Consider the following 17,283-nt stretch of genomic DNA (forward strand, 5'->3'; position numbering starts at 1 on the left):
ATGAGTGGTGCAGTATTCTAGTCAGAATGGCCAATTTTGAAGACGGGCCTAAAAATCCGTCAAAGGGCACATCGATGAAGTTCCTGGTGCTGGCTGCCGATGCCCCGTCGGGGGTTGGTGCTGGGAGTTAAGGGGGATAGGGCGATCTACAAGGGCATGTAGGCGTTGACCCTACCCCCGCGGAGACCCAAGTGCGTGGTTTAACCCACCGGGTTAAGGTACGGCTTGGGATTGAACCTGCAGTTCGGTCGGTCCGGCTGGATGCAGCGTAGCCTGCCTTGAGTGGTATAGGTGGATAATAGGTAGTCGTACCCAAAGGTTTATGGCCATAAACTTTTGGGTATGCTATTTGAAACCTATACTGCAAAAGAGGCTAGAAATTGGCACATCTGTCGAGGAAAGCTCCTAGACTGTTTACTGTTTCAGTAAGGCTTAGCGGGGATTAAAGTGTGACCTAAGTGGCAATCCGGCCCGGCCGGTGGCAACACGGCCGAGCGACCCTTAAAGGGAAACCGCCAGTACGGCGACGGCTGGTGGGTTGTTGGGAAATCCTGCCGGACCTTAAGGCACAGAGTTTACCCGTTAAGCTACCACTCATGCATCATGAAAAAGGAAGGAACACGCATGGGTTCTGGGAAAAATATTCCCCAAAGCGCCTTTAAACATGCTTTCCTAATTGGTTTAGGTTCTTTTTTTTTAGCAATTGTATTAAGCCTGGTTTCCCAAAGTCTATTAACAGCCATTAAATCCATTATCCCAGCTTTGATCTTGCTATTGATCATAATATTCTTAGGCATTCTCTTCGACATCATTGGTACAGCAGTCACTAAAGCCAGCACAGGCCCTTTCCATGCGAAAGCGTCCCGGAAAATCGCCGGCGCTAAAGAATCCGTCATGCTGGTCAACCATGCCGACAAGGTAGCAAGTTTCTGTAATGACGTGGTGGGAGATATCAGTGGAACCTTAAGCGGTGCCATAGGAGCGGCCATTGTGCTGCGGTTGGTGCAGGATGGGTTTGGCGGTTCCGAAGTGCTTTTGAGCACCCTTATGACGGCCTCTATTGCAGGCTTAACCATTGGCGGCAAGGGATTGGGGAAAAACTACGCTTTGCGGGAAGCGGAAACGATAATATTTAAAGTAGGCCAAATAATAGCGTTTTTTACGGATAAGCGCTACGGTGTCCAGTACCGGCACGCTCCTAAAAGGGGGAAATAGGAATGCATTTGGAGGACATCAATGATCCGGCACAACTGAAAAGACTGAACCTAGGGCAATTAGAAAGCCTGGCCGAGAAGATCAGGCAAAAATTGATCACCACCGTGGCGAAAACGGGCGGGCACTTAGCACCCAATTTAGGAGTAGTAGAATTAACCCTGGCTTTACATAGAGTCTTTAACTCTCCGGTGGACAAGATCATCTGGGATGTAGGGCACCAGTGTTATGTGCATAAGATCCTCACCGGAAGACTATCCCAGTTTGACACTTTACGGCAATACGGGGGATTAAGCGGTTTTCCCAAGACCAGTGAAAGCCCCCATGATGTTTTCAATACCGGTCACAGTAGCACCTCCATCTCCGCTGCCCTGGGTATGGCTATTGCCCGTGATCTGCGAGGCGAGAAGCACGAAGTGGTGGCGGTCATAGGTGACGGTGCTCTTACCGGCGGCATGGCTTTTGAAGCCCTCAACCATGCCGGCCATTTGGGAACCCATCTGATCATTGTGCTGAATGATAACGAAATGTCCATTGCCAATAATGTGGGAGCTCTCTCATCTTACTTGAGCCGGATCCGCTCCGATCCCAGGTACTACAAAGGCAAGGAAGAGATTGAGCAGGTTCTAAAACGATTACCTTCCATCGGGCCAAGAGTAGTGAAGATAGCTGAGCGGATCAAGGACAGCTTAAAATACCTGGTGGTACCGGGCATGCTGTTCGAAGAGTTGGGCTTCACCTACCTGGGCCCCATCGACGGTCATCAAATGGACATCATGATCACGGTATTCCAGCAGGCCAAGAGGATTAAAGGCCCCGTCATTGTGCATGTGATTACCAAAAAGGGCAAGGGATACGAACCTGCCGAAAGGAACCCCGATGCGTTTCACGGCATTGGTGCTTTTGACATTGATTCGGGCCAAGCGATCCGCAAGAACGGTCCCCCTACATATACGGAAGTGTTCGGCCGGACCCTGGTCCACTTAGCCCAGCAAGACGCCAAGATCGTTGGCATCACCGCTGCCATGCCTGACGGGACCGGACTGAGTCACCTGGCCAGGGAATTGCCTGACCGCTATTTCGATGTAGGCATTGCGGAACAACATGGTGTTACCTTGGCAGCCGGTATGGCCATCCAAGGATTTCACCCGGTAGTGGCTATTTACTCCTCTTTTCTGCAAAGAGGCTTTGACCAGGTACTACATGATGTTTGCATGCAGAACTTGCCGGTGACTTTTGCCCTGGACCGGGCAGGCATTGTAGGGGAGGACGGGGAAACCCACCACGGGGTATTTGATCTGGCTTATCTCCGCCCCATACCCAATATCATCATCATGGCACCCAAGGATGAGCTGGAGTTGAGCCAAATGCTTTCCACTGCCGTGCAATACCCAGGCCCTGCGGCCATTCGCTATCCCCGTGGACAAGGTCAAGGAGTTTCGCTGGAAGAAAACAGGTATCAAGAAATCCCGATCGGTGCCAGCGAAGTGCTGCTAGAAGGGGATGACCTGGTGCTGTTGTGCTTGGGCCCCGTTGTATATAAGGGATTGGAGGCCGCCCGGCTGCTCAGGGAAAAGGGCATCAGCTGCACCGTGATCAACGCCCGTTTCGTAAAGCCCCTGGACGAGAAGACGATTATCGCCGCAGTGAAAAGGTGCAAGAGGTTAATTACGGTGGAAGAGCATGTCCTGGCAGGCGGTTTTGGCAGCGCCATCCGGGAAATGCTTGGTGCTCGTGGCCTGCACGATATCCAAGTCGTCAACCTGGCTTTGCCGGACGCTTTTGTGCCTCACGGTAATGCCAACCTGCTGCGCGAAAAATACGGCCTTTCCACCGCCGGCATTGTCAAGGCAGTGGAGGAACATTTTTCCGGTCTACTTGCTTAAAGCGAAGACGCTTTAAGCTTTTTTGTTGCGGAGGATTTGAATGAAATAACCGAATCGCTTATACTATTGGTAGATGTGGAAAGGAAGAAAATAATTGGAAAGAAAAAGACTGGATCTCTTGTTAGTTGAGATGGGATTTTTTCCTTCCCGGCAAAGAGCCCAGAGCGCCATCATGGCCGGGCGCGTGCTGGTTGACGGGCAAAAGAAGGACAAAGCAGGTGCCCTGGTGCCGGTTAAGGCCCACATCACCATTACCGGCGAGGATCTACCCTATGTGAGCCGGGGTGGCCTCAAATTGGAGAAAGCGCTAGCCGTCTTCCCCGTTAACCCGGCAGGAAAAATAGCGCTGGATGCAGGCGCATCTACCGGGGGCTTTACCGACTGCCTGCTGCAGCATGGAGCCGACCGGGTCATCGCCGTGGATGTTGGTTACGGGCAGCTGGCCTGGAAGCTGCGTCAAGATCCCAGGGTAACGGTGCTGGAGAGAACCAATATCCGTTACCTTACCCTGGCAGACATTGGTGGGCAACCGGTGGACCTGGTTACCGTTGATGTTTCATTTATCTCCCTCCGGCTGGTTCTCCCGGCCGTCGTTTCACTGGCCAAGGATACAGCCGATTTTATTCTGCTGGTCAAACCGCAATTTGAAGCAGGCAAAGATAAAGTCGGCAAGCACGGAGTTGTCCGCGACCCAAAGGTGCACCGGCAAGTCTTGGACACCGTCATCGCGGAGGCCCGGCAGCTTGGGTTGAAAGTTGGCGGTTTGGATTTTTCACCCATAAAGGGACCGGAAGGCAATATCGAATACCTATTGTGGTTAACGCGGGAAGACCTGGGATTGCCGCCGGTGGACAATCTCATCGCCGCTGTTGTGGATGAAGCCCATCATTCGCTGCAGTAAACTCCAACAGGAGAAGGCCGTGAATAATGACCAGAAAAGAGGTAAGACCGTACCCATGAAGATTAGCATCATCGCCAATCCCGAAAAGGCTGAAGCCGCCGATGTCACTAAATACATAGAGCAATGGGCCAGGGAGAATAACATACAATTGGTGCCGTCGCCGCAATTGGAAACGCTGTTAAACAGAGCTTGGGCCGGAGACAGCAGGGCGGAACCTGGTGTCGACTGCATTTTTGTGTTGGGCGGTGACGGAACCCTTCTGAGCGTAGCGCGGAGAGTTGCTCCCGTGGGTATCCCTATCTTAGGCATAAATCTAGGCAATCTGGGTTTTCTTACCAGTATTGAATTGTCCGGACTGAAAGACGGCCTGGACAGCCTCATCCGGCAAGGCATTCACGTAGAAGAAAGGATGATGCTGGAAGCCGAGGTCGTGCGGGCAGATGCACCGCCGGAACTGTTTTATGCTCTCAATGATATGGTCATCACCAAGGGTGCCTTTGCCCGTATGATCAGGCTTACCGTCTCCTTTTCCGGCCAATACGTCGATACCTTTCCCGCCGACGGGGTCATCGTCTCTTCTCCCACGGGTTCAACGGCTTATTGCTTGTCGGCAGGAGGACCTATCGTCAGTCCTGATCTTGAAGCCATGATTGTGATCCCCATCTGTCCTCATAATCTATATTCCCGGCCCATGGTGATCTCGCCTACGGAAGAAGTCAGTATTTCCATAGTCACCCAGGGGGTGGAAGCCATGCTGACGGTAGACGGGCAGTACGGGGTACATTTAAAAAGCCGGGATAAGGTAACTGTCCGCAAAGCTCCTTTTTATACTCGCCTGGTGCGGACCAAAGACAGAACCTTTTTTTCCGTTTTAAGAGAAAAATTGCAAGAGGGGACTTCCAGTGACTAGATTATTCCGGGATCCTGTCTTTATTTCCCATTGGTGGTTAGAAGAATACCTGAAACCCGGGATGGTTGTTGTGGATGCTACGGCAGGCAACGGTCATGACACTTTGTTTTTGGCCCGGAAAGTGGGGCCGGAGGGAAAAGTATTTGCCTTTGACATCCAGTCGGCAGCCTTAGAAGCAACCAGTCAACTCCTCCGGCAGCATAACGTCGCTGACAGGGTGGAATTGATCGCGGCGGGGCATGAACGGTTGCGGGATTATGTGCACCAATCCATTCATGCCATGGTTTTTAATCTAGGCTATCTACCGGGAGGGGACAAGACGATTATCACCCGCCCGGAAACCACCCTTCAAGCCCTCAAAGGAGGCATGGAACTGCTGGTGCCGGGGGGCTTCATTGTGCTGACGGTGTATACGGGGCATCCCGGGGGATTGGAGGAATGGGAAAGTCTCAAAGAGTATATCCTCCGGCTGCCGAGGGATCAATGGGACATAGTCCGGCTTACCTTTCTCAATCGCTCCCCGTCGGCCCCTTTTAATATAGGCATCCAAAAGATTGGGGAACATGCAGGTGGTGATGTTTGTTGAAGGCCGCCAGACAACGGAAAATTATTGACATCATCAATAAACAAGTGATCTGCACCCAGGAAGAACTGGTCAAAGCCCTGGAAAAAGAAGGTTATAAAGTAACCCAGGCAACCATATCACGGGATATTAAAGAATTAGGGCTGGTCAAAGTCCCGAACAACGAAAACAGCCATCTTTACCAGTATGCCCTGCCGGCGGAAACGCGCACCTCTAATCCTTTGGCCAGGTTACATAAAGTCTTCCGGGATTCCGTGGTGAAAGTAGATTACAGCGAGAACATTATCGTCATTCGCACCCTCACAGGGAACGCCCATGCGGTAGCAGCCTGCTTGGATTACATGGAGTGGGAGGAAGTACTCGGCACTGTCGCCGGCGATGATACCATCATCGTCATTGTTAAACCAAAAGGGGCAGTGAAAAAAGTATATGAAATGCTGGTAAATCTACTGGAATAGTTGGAACGGAGGCATGAACGTGCTGGAACAGTTGCGGGTGGAAAACTTCGTTCTGGTAGAAAAAGCTTTCCTGGATTTCCATCCCGGTTTAAATATTTTAACCGGGGAAACAGGAGCAGGAAAATCCCTGGTAGTAGATGCTTTAGGACTTCTCCTGGGTGAACGGGCATCTACCCAGTACATCCGTACCGGAGCGGAAAAGGCAGTGGTGGAAGGCTATTTCACTTCCCAGCACCGGGAGATTGCACGGGTCTTAGAGGAGTTCGGCCTCGACGTTTCTCTTGACGAAGGTTTGCTGCTTTCCAGGGAAATAACCAAAAGCGGCAGGAACGTCTGCCGGATTAACGGCAGGATTATCCCCCTGAACATGTTTCAGGCCATCGGCAGCTACTTGGTGGATATTCATGGACAAAATGAGCAAGTGTCTTTGCTGTCACCGGAGAGGCAGCTGGCCATGCTGGACCTCAGAGGCGGGGACGAACTGATTCAGGTCAGAGAAGAGGTTACCTCTTTATTCAAGCAATTGCAAGCAGCTAAACGGGAACTGGAATCCTTGCAGGGCAGCCCGGAGGAGAGAGAAAAGCTGCTGGCCTATTACCGGTTTCAAATAGAAGAAATTGAAAGAGCTCAATTGCGAGACGGGGAAGAAGAAGAACTGGTGCAACGGAGACAAATACTGCTTAACCAGGAGAAGCTCCTGACCGGAACTGCGGAAGCATATGATTTAGTTTTTAAGGGAACCCGCATGCCCTCGGCTTATGACCAGTTAAGTCAAGCCGTTGCGAAGTTAGAAACCCTGGTGCCTATTGATCCAAGTTTGAACGAGGCACTGGTGAGTACCAGGAACGCTTTGTACCAGTTAGATGAGGTTGCCAGGGAGCTGCAGGACTATTTGTCCATGGACGATTTCGATCCGGCTGAGCTGGAAACAATTACGCAACGGCTGGAATTAATCGGTGACCTAAAACGGAAGTACGGCGGCAGTATCCAAGAGATCGTATCCTATAAAGAAGAAGCAATCAAAAAATTAGCAATCTTGCAGGCACAAGAAGGCAAGCTGCAACAATTACTGGCAGAAATCAAGGGGCTCGAAAACAGTTATTACCGGAAGGCGCAAGCATTATCCCACTGCAGGCAGGAAGCGGCCCGCCGGTTGGAACAAGAGATGCAGGAAGCTTTACGGCAATTGGACATGCCCATGGTGCAGTTCAAGTGCCATTTTGCGCAAAAAGACCGTCCTGATGAAACCGGGATTGATGCCATGGAGTTTTATCTCAGTCCCAATTTGGGCGAACCGCTCAAACCCTTGGCCAAAATTGCTTCCGGCGGTGAAATGGCCAGGATTATGCTGGCCTTTAAAGCTATCTTGGCCCAGGTAGAGGCTGTAGAAACCATGATTTTTGACGAAGCCGATGCCGGCATCGGCGGGATGACCGCGCTCAAAGTTGGGCAGAAACTGGCGGAGATCGCCAAATCCCGCCAGGTGATTTGTATTACCCACTCCCCGCAAATTGCCAGCTACGGCGATGTCCATTTTCGTCTTTACAAGGAAAACAATAGCGGCCGCACGGTCACTAAAATCGAGACTTTGACGGATACTAAGAGAGTAGAAGAATTAGCGCGCATGCTGGGAGGCGGGCCCACGGATATGACGGCCATCCGCCATGCAGAAGAACTCATCAAGGAAGCGTCCCGGGAAAAGCAACTTTCAGACTGCTAAACGCATTTTTACATTTTTTTCATCATTCGATGCCGCAACTGTCAGCTGGCCTTGGGATGTTTTTGTGATTATAAAAAACTCCTGTCGGGACAATTTAAGAAAGACCTCTTCAAAACGTTAAATCCATCGACAGGAGTGTGAGCAACCAGTGCAGCCAAAACGATCTTGGACAGGCTTAGTATTGGCAATCTTAGTAGTTTTTATTAGTCTAACACCTCAATTGCGAAGTTTTTATTCTATGCCAAGTTTGCTAAAAATCGGAGTTGGAGAACAATTAGGAATACACCTGCCCCTGCCGCCGTATTTGTCCAACCAATTGAAAGTCGAAGTCAGCACCAATCCCAAGGATCTGCTGGATTTGAAAACCGGAACAGTTTCCCTCAACAGTTTCTTGCAGGAGACAACGGGCCTGGTAGCCACCAAACCGGGTGAAGCCAGCATCAGGCTTAAGCTCTTCGGTCTCATTCCCGTCAAAAACATGGATGTGGACGTGGTACCCCGCATTGAGCTGGTTCCCGGCGGGCATGCCATTGGCATCTTATTAAAGGCACAAGGAGTGACAGTAGTCGGTTTTGCTCCCGTTATCGATGAAAACGGGAAAGAACACAACCCCGGCCGGGACGGCGGCCTCGCCATAGGGGATGTGATCGAAAAGGTGAACGGGATACCGGTGTCTACCGATGAAGAAACGGCCAGATTAATTCACCTGGCCGGTAAGAAGAAAAAACCGGTGAGTTTAGCCATCTGGCGAGACAACAAGCAGTTAACCATGCAGGTAAACCCGGTGATGTGTAAGGACACTAAACGCTTCCGGATTGGGGCGTACATTAGAGACAGTGCCGCCGGGGTAGGTACATTGACTTTTTACGATCCTAAGACTAAAATCTACGGCGCTCTGGGCCACATCATCGCCGATGGGGAAGTAAACCGGCAGATTGCCCAGGGGGAAGGGAAAATCGTCAGCGCCTCCATTCTCGGCATCAATCAAGCCCGTCGTGGTCAACCCGGTGAAAAAATAGGCACTTTTCACCAGTCTGACAAAGGCATCATTGAGGGAGATATCCGGAAGAACACCAATTACGGTATTTTTGGCTTTCTTAAAACACCCCTTGAAAACGAAATCTATCGCGAACCGTTGCCCGTAGCTTTTGCCCACCAGGTGAAAACCGGACCGGCGGAAGTACTGACTGTGGTGGAAGGGGATAAAATAGAGCGTTTTTCCGTGGAGATTGTACGGATTAATCCTCACCAGACCACTAACGGCAAGAATTTATTGATTAACATCACCGACCCCAGGCTTTTGGAAGTTACCGGCGGCATTGTGCAAGGCATGAGCGGGAGCCCCATTATTCAGGACGGCTATCTGGTGGGAGCGGTGACCCATGTGTTGGTAAATGAGCCCACGAAAGGGTACGGTATCCTGGCCGAATGGATGCTGACGGAAACCGGTATATTGGAGCAAGCCCAAGAAGCAGCATAACTACCCTGAAAGTTCCGTCCTCGGACGGAGCTTTTTTATGGGGTAAATTTCCATAAGAAGGAAGGAAAACCATTTTCCGCGTCGAAAGATCTATCTTGTTGAGAAATTCGTTGATATTTTTTAGACGGAGGGCGGGGTCAAAAGAATGTCAGAAAAAATTAACGTATTGATCGTTGACGACAATCGGGAGTTCTGCGAAATACTACATAATTATTTAACAGAAAATGAGGAATTTTCAGTAGTTGGCGTGGCTTATAACGGCCTGGATGCGCTGAAGCTTATTCAGGAAAAAGAACCTGATGTCATAGTGCTGGATATTATTATGCCTCATCTGGACGGCATCGGGGTGTTGGAAAACTTGGAAACCATGGATTTAGCTGCCCGTCCTAAAGTAATTATTCTAACGACTCTCGGGCAGGAATTCATGACGAAGCGAACCGTTGAATTGGGTGCTGATTATTACATACTTAAACCCTTTGACCTGGATGTATTAGGTGTGCGCATCAAGCAGCTGGCTAAAGGCAGTGTAAAAATGGTTCAGAACCCGGTCAAAACCAGACATTTGGATGTTGAAGTCACCAAAATCATTCATCAAATGGGAGTACCGGCCCACATTAAAGGCTATCAGTACTTACGGGATGCCATCATGTTCGTCATTGACGATGTCAGTTTGCTCGGGGCTGTTACCAAAGAATTGTATCCCATGATTGCCGAAAAATACCATACCACGCCCAGTCGGGTAGAAAGAGCTATTCGCCATGCCATTGAATTGGCCTGGGACCGGGGCAATGTAGAAATGATGAATCGCTTTTTCGGTTATACCATCAATGTAGAACGAGGCAAACCTACTAATTCAGAGTTTATCGCTATGATTGCCGACAAACTGCGTATCCAAGCGAAGATCAGCTGATGTGTTACAGCCTGGGTTATGACGACCCAGGCTTTTGTATTTCCAGGCCTTTTTCAAACCATAATAAGCATGAATAGGAATTACCATGGTTCGGGTGATAGAATTGCCAATCCAGGGCCGGTGCCGTGTAGACCAACGAACCAAGAATTTGATCCAGAGACTGCGCCCCCATGAAATTGCCGTGGTGGACCACATCGATTTGGATGATATAGCCGCTGATGCCTTGCTCCAGAAACGAATTAAAGCATTAATTAATGCGGCACCGTCCCTTTCAGGTCGCTACCCGGCTTTGGGGACGAGCAAGTTATTAAACGCCGGTATCCCGGTCATCGATAGGGTGGGAAGCAAAATCCTGGCAGAAATTCACGATGGGAGCATCGTACGCATCGACGGTAACCGGATTTATGTCAATGACCGGGTTTTCACCGGTCGCCGGCTGGAGCTCCAGGAGCTGACCGGGGAGCTCACCAAAGCTGAACAAAACCTGAACCAGCAATTAGAGCGGTTCGCCCTCAACACAATGGATTTTGCTCTCCGGGAAATGAAATCCATTTTTGCTCCTTTACCCCTCCCACCTTTAAAGACTTCCTTGGAAAAAAAGCACGTATTGATTGTGGTCCGGGGCCCCGATTACCGGGAGGATTTACAGGCTATCCGCCCTTACATCGATGAGGTCAAGCCGGTCTTGATCGGTGTGGACGGTGGGGCTGACGCCCTGCTGGAAGAAGGATACCGGCCCCACATCATTTTGGGCGACATGGACAGCGTTTCCGATAAGGCTCTGGGGTGCGGTGCTGAAATCATTGTGCACGCATATCCTAACGGCATAGCCCCCGGCAAGGAACGAGTCGAAAAATTAAACCTGCCCCATCACATCCTGCCCGCCCCCGGTACCAGCGAGGATGTATCCTTTCTTCTGGCCTTCGAAGCCGGTGCGGAGCTGATCATCGCCGTCGGTACCCATACAACCCTCCTGGATTTCCTTAACAAGGGACGGGCAGGGATGGCCAGTACTTTCCTGGTCCGGCTCAAAGTAGGAAATATCTTGATTGATGCCAAAGGTGTCAACAAACTCTACAGGCAGCGGCTGAGAGGCGCCTACCTGGCTAAAATCCTGGCCGCTGCTTTGCTGCCCATCAGCTTGATTGCCGTCATCCACCCAAATCTCTACCAGCTCATGCGCCTGGTGTGGATCAAGTTCAGATTGCAGTTCGGGTTTTAAGGGGAGAAGGTTATGCAGGGAAATATTTCTATTGTCATCCCGGCTTATAATGAAGCGGGTTCCATTAGGGAAACCATCCAGGCCTTGCGCGAGTTTCCTGAAATCAAAGAAATCATCGTTGTCGATGATGGTTCTCGGGACCATACCGCTCAGTATGCTAGACAGGAGGGAGCTACGGTCTGGCAACACAGCCGGAATCTCGGTAAAGGCGCCGCCCTCAACACCGGTTCCGCTTTGAGCACAGGTGATGTGATTGTATTTTTAGACGGGGATCTAGGCTCCTCTGCCAGGGAAGCATGTAAGCTATGGCAGCCGGTGCTGGCCGGCGAAGCTGATTGTGTTATTGCCCGTTTCCCTAAAGCGAAGCGTAAGGGCGGTTTCGGTTTAGTAAAAAGACTCGCCCAATGGGGGGTAACACGTATCGGCGGGACACCGGTACAGGCTGTTCTTTCCGGGCAGCGGGCCATGACCAGAAAAGCTTTGGAAGCTATCTTTCCCTGGCCCGATGGGTTCGGGGCGGAGATGGGTGCCACCATCCGGCTTCTAAAACAAGGCTACCGCCTCAAAGAGGTGGAGGTAGCCATGGAACACCGGGAAACGGGGAGAGACTGGGCAGGCTTTTGTCACCGCGGCAGGCAATTCGGTCATATCATGAAGACACTGGCGAAAGAGGCGTTGAGATGAGACCGTTAGCCTTGTTATTACTGGGTTATGGATTGACGCGGTGCTGTTTGCCTTGGAGTCTAAAATACATGTTGGCGAAGGGATTTAAAGCGACAAACTACCTGGGGCACACTTTACCGGCACCGGCAGGAGTGGTGCCTGCGGCGGTCTCCCTGACGGTTATGGCAGCAACTAGGCCCTGGCTTCGCCCGGTCGAAGGGTGGTCAGTCCTCCTGTTATGCTTAAGCATAGCCGTGCTGGGTTTGGTGGATGATTTAAAGGGAGAAGGTATTCATAAAGGATTTCGCGGTCATTTCAGGGCATTGCGGCATGGTCATGTTACCACGGGTTTCATCAAAGCCGCCGGCGGTCTGATACTAGCCCTGACCGGTGCGTGGACCTTAGGTAACCATGAATTGATTAACCTGGTGGTCAATACATTGTTAATTGCCTTGATGACCAACTTCCTTAATTTAATGGATTTGCGGCCGGGTAGAGCTACGAAATCGTTTATCGCCGGTGCCGCCATATTAGTTTTGGCGGCGCCGCGGGCCGAACCGGACTGGCTATTCATCGTGGTAGGATCCGCTTTAGCCTACCTACCCGACGATCTTAAGATGAAAAGCATGTTGGGGGATACCGGGGCCAATTTTTGGGGATTTGTGTTAGGGTTGTCGGCGGTAGTCTCCCTAAGCATAACGGTCAAAGCAATGGTACTGGCGCTTCTTTTGGCAGTGCACTTTTATGCGGAAAGGCACTCTATTACCCGGTTAATTGAAAGGACTCCCTGGTTGAATTATCTCGATCGTCTCGGTCGACCTGATTATTAAGAGGTGAGAAGGATGCTGAATCTCGCGGAGGGAACCGTAGTAAAAGTACTGGAGCAGACAGAGGCCATGACCCTGGTGCTGGTGCAGTTGGGTCAGGAAGTACATCATGCTGCCTGTTACCACGATTTTTCCGGTAAGCCGCAGCAGGGAGACCTGGTAGTTCTTAACACCACTGCCGTGGATTTAGGGCTGGGTACGGGAGGCTATCATTTTGTTGTTTATAACAAATCCCGCCCGCTCTCAGGTAAACAAAAGCGGCCGGGACATATCATGAAGCTGCGCTACACACCGCTGCAGTTCAGCGTTTTAAGTGTCGAAGAAGAAAACAGTCCTTACCGTAAATGCCTGGAGGACAGCATGTCCCTGGCCGGCATGCCGGTAGTCGTGACCCTGCTCCATAGTCATCTTGCCCCCGCTGCTCTGGCGCTGCACTGGGCCGGGCAAGGAAAGTTGAAAATAGTCTACGTCATGACGGACGGGGGCGCCTTACCCATTGCTTTCAGCAGGCTCGTAACCGCATTGAAAGAAAAAGGAATCATTGCGGGAACGGTCACGGCCGGACATGCCTTCGGCGGTGATTTGGAAGCCGTTAACTACTTCTCCGCTTTACTGGCTGCCAGGGAAGTACTGAAAGCCGATGTGGTGATTGCCGGCATGGGGCCGGGCCTGGCGGGAACCGGCACTAGATTTGGCTTTTCCGGCGTTGAACAAGGACAAATTGTCAATGCGGTAGCCTCATTGGAGGGTAAGCCGGTCGTGGTGCCCCGGATTAGTTTTGCTGACCCGCGGGCGCGCCACCGGGGTTTAAGCCATCACAGCCAGACCATTCTCAAAACTGTGGTTTTGACTCGCGCCTGGGTAGGACTGCCCAAGCTGCCGCCGGAACAAGCCCAGTTTCTGTGGCAGCAAATCAAAAAAGAAAGGTTAGATGACAAGTTTCATTTTGTCGAAAAGGATGCCGTCCCTTTAAAAACACTTTTTCACGAGTTCGACATTCAACTTACCACCATGGGGCGTATTTATGACGAGGACCCGGCTTTTTTTGATGCTGCCTGGGCTGCGGGCCTGGTTGCCTGTGATTTGTTAACTCCAGGTCACTGGAAATGAGACCTCACCAGTTGTTCCAGCGTCCATTCACTTGGAAATGCGGCCAGCCAGTTCTTCAGCTCTTCACAGGTCCCGCAAAAAACAAAACCTTCCTTCTTCACCAGCACTTCCATGGTCACGACCCCCTTCTATAGGTACCAGTCATGAATTAGGCTGTCCTCCATATGTCTAGTATTAGGTTTACGCCAGGCAGCGCGAGAATATGTAAGGAGGTTCCTCAAGTGACATGGACCCCGGTTATCAATTGTTCTGTGGATGCCTCTGGTGCCAGGCAAGCGGCTTTAGCTAATCACCTGGTGGTGATTGTGGATATTATCGACATGTCAACCACTTTAGAAGGAGCGCTGGAAGCAGGTGCCCTCAAAGTCTACGGAGCCAGTCCTGACCGGGTCCAACCACCCGTGCCGGTAAATCCTTTCCGGATCGGACAAAAAGCCGGTTTGCTGGCCAGGCAGTTGAAGGTGCCGGTTGTCATCGTTGCTGAACCACGTTTCGGTCCGCACCGGAGCAGGTTGGCCGCTTGTGCATCTGTCCGTAGAGGACTCCATGAAGCCGGTGTGGCGGACTACCTGGTAGTGCCGAATCTGGGTGCCAGTACTGCTGAAGTGGTAGATTTCAAAAGCACCATCGTCGTCGCTGTTACCTATTCCGGCGGCGTGGCTTACGATGCCGCTTACAATGCCGGCGGCACGTGTACGACGGCGACTATTGCCCGGACCAGGCACATGAAGGGGTTGGAACCTGCCCGGCGCGGCATCCAACGGGCACTGCACCTGGCTAGAATTCGCCGAAAAAACATCACTTTTGTAGCAGCCAGCAGCCAGTCCCTGGAAGATGTGCTGGCGGCCCAGTGGCTGTCTCAATTTGCTGTCGCCAACAGGAACCGCCGGTTATAATCTGAGCTTAGGTCCCATAAATATTTAATAACCTGATCTTAGGAGGAACCCGAGTGCTGAAGGTGTTTAGAACGTTGTGGCTCAATCATGCCCGGGACAACCTGTGGTTTTATCTCTTGACTGTCTTTTGCTTAGTAGCCGGCATTATTACCGGGACTGTTTCCGTAAAACTGCTTACGGCGGAAGAAGCCCTGGAGTTGGGGGACTACTTGTCATCCTTTTTCATGGAGTTGGAAGGGCTGGGTTGGGATCAATTGGTGGTCATCAAACAATCTTTATATAATAACCTTAAAACCATGGGGCTAATCTGGTTTCTGGGACTGACGGTGGTCGGCACTCCCATGATCCTGCTGTTACTCTACTTTGAAGGTTTTACCCTTGGTTTTACAGCCGGTTTCTTGGTACAGAGTAAAGGACTGGAGGGTATTTTACTGGCCCTCACGGCGCTAACCCCTCCAAATATCTTTTTTTTGCCCGGATTAATTACGGCCGGAGTCATTGGTATCACCTTTTCCGTGTGGTTGGTCAAAGGACGGCATGAATACAGGCGGGACGGTATCTTGCAGCAGTTTTTTGCCTACAGCATCAGTATCGGGATTCTCTGTATCCTGGTGGTAGCTGCGGCTTTCTTGGAAGCATACTGTTCGCCGCTCCTCATGAAACTGGTGATTTCTTAACCCCGGGCAGGTTTCTGCCATATTTTTTTGTCCAAAAACAGGAAACAGGACGCCTGTGTTGAAGTAAGAAACAAGAATGATCTCCCGGGGTGAGGAAATGCTGGATCATTACATTGACGGCTTCATCAAGTATCTGGCGGTGGAGAGAGGCTTAGCGGAAAACACCATGGATTCGTATTACCGCGATCTCAAGCATTGGCAAAAATTTTTGGCCAACCATGATATTAACAGGATGGACGAGATTGACGAGCACAAGATTCTCCTCTACCTGATGCATTTGAAACAAGAAGGAAAAGCCGTAACCACCGTATCGAGACACCTTGCCTCCATTAAGACTTTTTATAAATTCTTGTTAGGAGAAAAACTGGTAAGCTCTAACCCGGCAGCCAAACTGGAGACCCCGAAAACGGGAGTAAGGCTGCCGCAGGTGATGACGGAAGATGAAGTGGACAAGCTGCTGCAGCAGCCTAATCTAAGCACGCCGGCAGGCATCCGAGATAAAGCTATGTTGGAGCTGTTGTATGCTACCGGGCTGCGGGTCAGTGAACTGGTTTCCCTTGACATAGATCAGGTAAATTTGGATGTCGGTTTGCTCCGTTGTATGGGAAAGGGATCCAAAGAACGGGTGGTGCCCATCGGTTCCGTTGCCGCCGAATACCTGCGGCTTTATCTTCAAAAGGGCAGGACCCGCCTGGCCAACAAGCATTCTCGCAATGCCCTCTTTCTTAATCATCTGGGCACTCGTTTGACCAGGCAAGGTTTTTGGAAAATTTTAAAAAAATATGTCCAGGATGCAGGCATCAAAACCAATGTTACCCCCCATACCTTGCGGCATTCCTTTGCCACCCATTTACTGGAACATGGAGCGGACTTGAGAGCGGTACAGGAAATGCTGGGTCATGCTGACATTTCTACCACACAAATCTACACCCATGTGACCCAGACCAGGTTAAAACAAGTATACAACCAGACACATCCAAGAGCATAGTTGATGGGAGGTTCTACGTTGACTCAACTGTTAAGGAAAATTACAGAAGCAGCGGCATTTGTTGCGCAAGAAATTACCAAAGCGGAAATTGGCATCATCCTCGGTTCAGGTTTGGGCGGCCTGGTGGAGCAAGTACAGGATGCCAAGGTTATCCCTTATGATGAGATACCCCATTTTCCCATAGCGACGGTGGCCGGCCATGCCGGTCGATTAGTGGGAGGTACCATCGGCGGGAGGCATGTGGTGGCCATGCAGGGTCGCTTTCATTACTATGAAGGATACAACCTGGAAGAGGTTACCTTCCCGGTACGGGTCATGAACAGGCTCGGGGTTAACACCCTCATCATTACCAATGCTGCCGGGGGATTAAACCCTCTTTTCCGGCCCGGTGATCTCATGCTGATTAGCGATCACATTAACTTCCTTGGACTTAATCCTTTGAGAGGGGAGAATATGCCTGAGCTGGGCCCCCGTTTTCCCGATATGACGAGAGCCTATGATGCCTCCTTGCGGCAGTTGGCCAGGGAAAAAGCTAGATCCCTAGCCATTACTTTGCACGAAGGTGTCTACGTTTGGGTTGGGGGACCAAGCTATGAAACGCCTGCAGAAGTCAGAATGCTGCAGGCTTTGGGAGGGGACGCAGTGGGGATGTCCACTGTACCCGAAGTCATTGTCGCTAATCATAGCGGTATGAGGGTACTGGGGTTTTCCTGCATCACCAATGCGGCCGCCGGCCTTGGACATGCTCAACTGGATCACGTGGAAGTAGTGGAAACAGCCCAAGAGGGTGGCAGAAAGTTGCAAGAGCTTGTATGTGAGATTATCAGCAGCTTGTAAGGA

Annotated in this window: 17 protein-coding genes; all 17 read left to right on the plus strand. The window is 51.0% G+C overall.

Going from position 1 to position 17,283, the window contains the following annotated elements; genetic code table 11:
- The first annotated feature begins 642 nt into the window (after positions 1 to 642).
- The 17 genes from GXX34_03220 (at position 643) to GXX34_03300 (ending at position 17,280) form a co-directional block, all read left to right on the plus strand.
- A complete protein-coding gene (locus GXX34_03220; GenBank protein HHW06536.1) occupies positions 643 to 1,215 on the plus strand; it encodes a hypothetical protein in 573 nt (190 codons plus the stop codon).
- 2 nt (positions 1,216 to 1,217) lie between these two features.
- Positions 1,218 to 3,098, plus strand: coding sequence for a 1-deoxy-D-xylulose-5-phosphate synthase (locus GXX34_03225; GenBank protein HHW06537.1), 1,881 nt, complete (start codon positions 1,218 to 1,220; stop codon positions 3,096 to 3,098).
- Positions 3,099 to 3,192: 94 nt separating this feature from the next.
- A complete protein-coding gene (locus GXX34_03230; GenBank protein HHW06538.1) occupies positions 3,193 to 3,999 on the plus strand; it encodes a TlyA family RNA methyltransferase in 807 nt (268 codons plus the stop codon).
- Positions 3,974 to 4,909: an NAD(+)/NADH kinase gene (locus GXX34_03235; GenBank protein HHW06539.1), complete on the plus strand. Its 936-nt coding sequence runs from the start codon at positions 3,974 to 3,976 to the stop codon at positions 4,907 to 4,909. Before GXX34_03230 ends, GXX34_03235 begins: the two co-directional genes overlap by 26 nt.
- Before the next feature lie 61 nt (positions 4,910 to 4,970).
- On the plus strand, positions 4,971 to 5,495 hold the full coding sequence (locus tag GXX34_03240) for a methyltransferase domain-containing protein (protein HHW06540.1): 525 nt from the start codon (positions 4,971 to 4,973) through the stop codon (positions 5,493 to 5,495).
- Complete coding sequence (gene argR, locus GXX34_03245) at positions 5,492 to 5,950, plus strand: arginine repressor (protein HHW06541.1); 459 nt, start codon at positions 5,492 to 5,494, stop codon at positions 5,948 to 5,950. The genes GXX34_03240 and argR overlap by 4 nt, the downstream gene beginning before the upstream one ends.
- 19 nt (positions 5,951 to 5,969) lie before the next feature.
- Positions 5,970 to 7,670, plus strand: coding sequence for a DNA repair protein RecN (gene recN / locus GXX34_03250; GenBank protein HHW06542.1), 1,701 nt, complete (start codon positions 5,970 to 5,972; stop codon positions 7,668 to 7,670).
- Positions 7,671 to 7,851: 181 nt separating this feature from the next.
- Positions 7,852 to 9,150: a SpoIVB peptidase gene (spoIVB, locus tag GXX34_03255; protein HHW06543.1), complete on the plus strand. Its 1,299-nt coding sequence runs from the start codon at positions 7,852 to 7,854 to the stop codon at positions 9,148 to 9,150.
- Positions 9,151 to 9,295: 145 nt separating this feature from the next.
- A complete protein-coding gene (gene spo0A, locus GXX34_03260; GenBank protein ID HHW06544.1) occupies positions 9,296 to 10,060 on the plus strand; it encodes a sporulation transcription factor Spo0A in 765 nt (254 codons plus the stop codon).
- Between the two features lie 85 nt (positions 10,061 to 10,145).
- Positions 10,146 to 11,282 carry a hypothetical protein gene (locus tag GXX34_03265; GenBank protein HHW06545.1) on the plus strand — a complete coding sequence of 379 codons (1,137 nt, stop codon included), beginning with the start codon at positions 10,146 to 10,148 and terminating at the stop codon, positions 11,280 to 11,282.
- Between the two features lie 12 nt (positions 11,283 to 11,294).
- Entirely contained in the window at positions 11,295 to 11,966 is a 672-nt protein-coding gene (locus GXX34_03270; GenBank protein HHW06546.1) for a glycosyltransferase family 2 protein, read from the plus strand.
- On the plus strand, positions 11,963 to 12,775 hold the full coding sequence (locus GXX34_03275; protein HHW06547.1) for a UDP-N-acetylmuramyl pentapeptide phosphotransferase: 813 nt from the start codon (positions 11,963 to 11,965) through the stop codon (positions 12,773 to 12,775). Before GXX34_03270 ends, GXX34_03275 begins: the two co-directional genes overlap by 4 nt.
- Before the next feature lie 12 nt (positions 12,776 to 12,787).
- Positions 12,788 to 13,882 (plus strand): DUF3866 family protein, encoded by a 1,095-nt coding sequence (locus GXX34_03280; GenBank protein HHW06548.1) that lies wholly within the window; start codon positions 12,788 to 12,790, stop codon positions 13,880 to 13,882.
- Between the two features lie 221 nt (positions 13,883 to 14,103).
- A complete protein-coding gene (locus tag GXX34_03285; GenBank protein ID HHW06549.1) occupies positions 14,104 to 14,778 on the plus strand; it encodes a hypothetical protein in 675 nt (224 codons plus the stop codon).
- Between the two features lie 53 nt (positions 14,779 to 14,831).
- Positions 14,832 to 15,455 (plus strand): stage II sporulation protein M, encoded by a 624-nt coding sequence (gene spoIIM, locus GXX34_03290; protein ID HHW06550.1) that lies wholly within the window; start codon positions 14,832 to 14,834, stop codon positions 15,453 to 15,455.
- Positions 15,456 to 15,531: 76 nt separating this feature from the next.
- Entirely contained in the window at positions 15,532 to 16,443 is a 912-nt protein-coding gene (gene xerD / locus GXX34_03295) for a site-specific tyrosine recombinase XerD (protein ID HHW06551.1), read from the plus strand.
- Between the two features lie 3 nt (positions 16,444 to 16,446).
- Positions 16,447 to 17,280 (plus strand): purine-nucleoside phosphorylase, encoded by an 834-nt coding sequence (locus GXX34_03300; GenBank protein ID HHW06552.1) that lies wholly within the window; start codon positions 16,447 to 16,449, stop codon positions 17,278 to 17,280.
- Positions 17,281 to 17,283 lie beyond the last annotated feature (3 nt).

The sequence above is a fragment of the Clostridia bacterium genome (genome assembly GCA_012840125.1).
Classification (GTDB): domain Bacteria; phylum Bacillota; class DULZ01; order DULZ01; family DULZ01; genus DULZ01.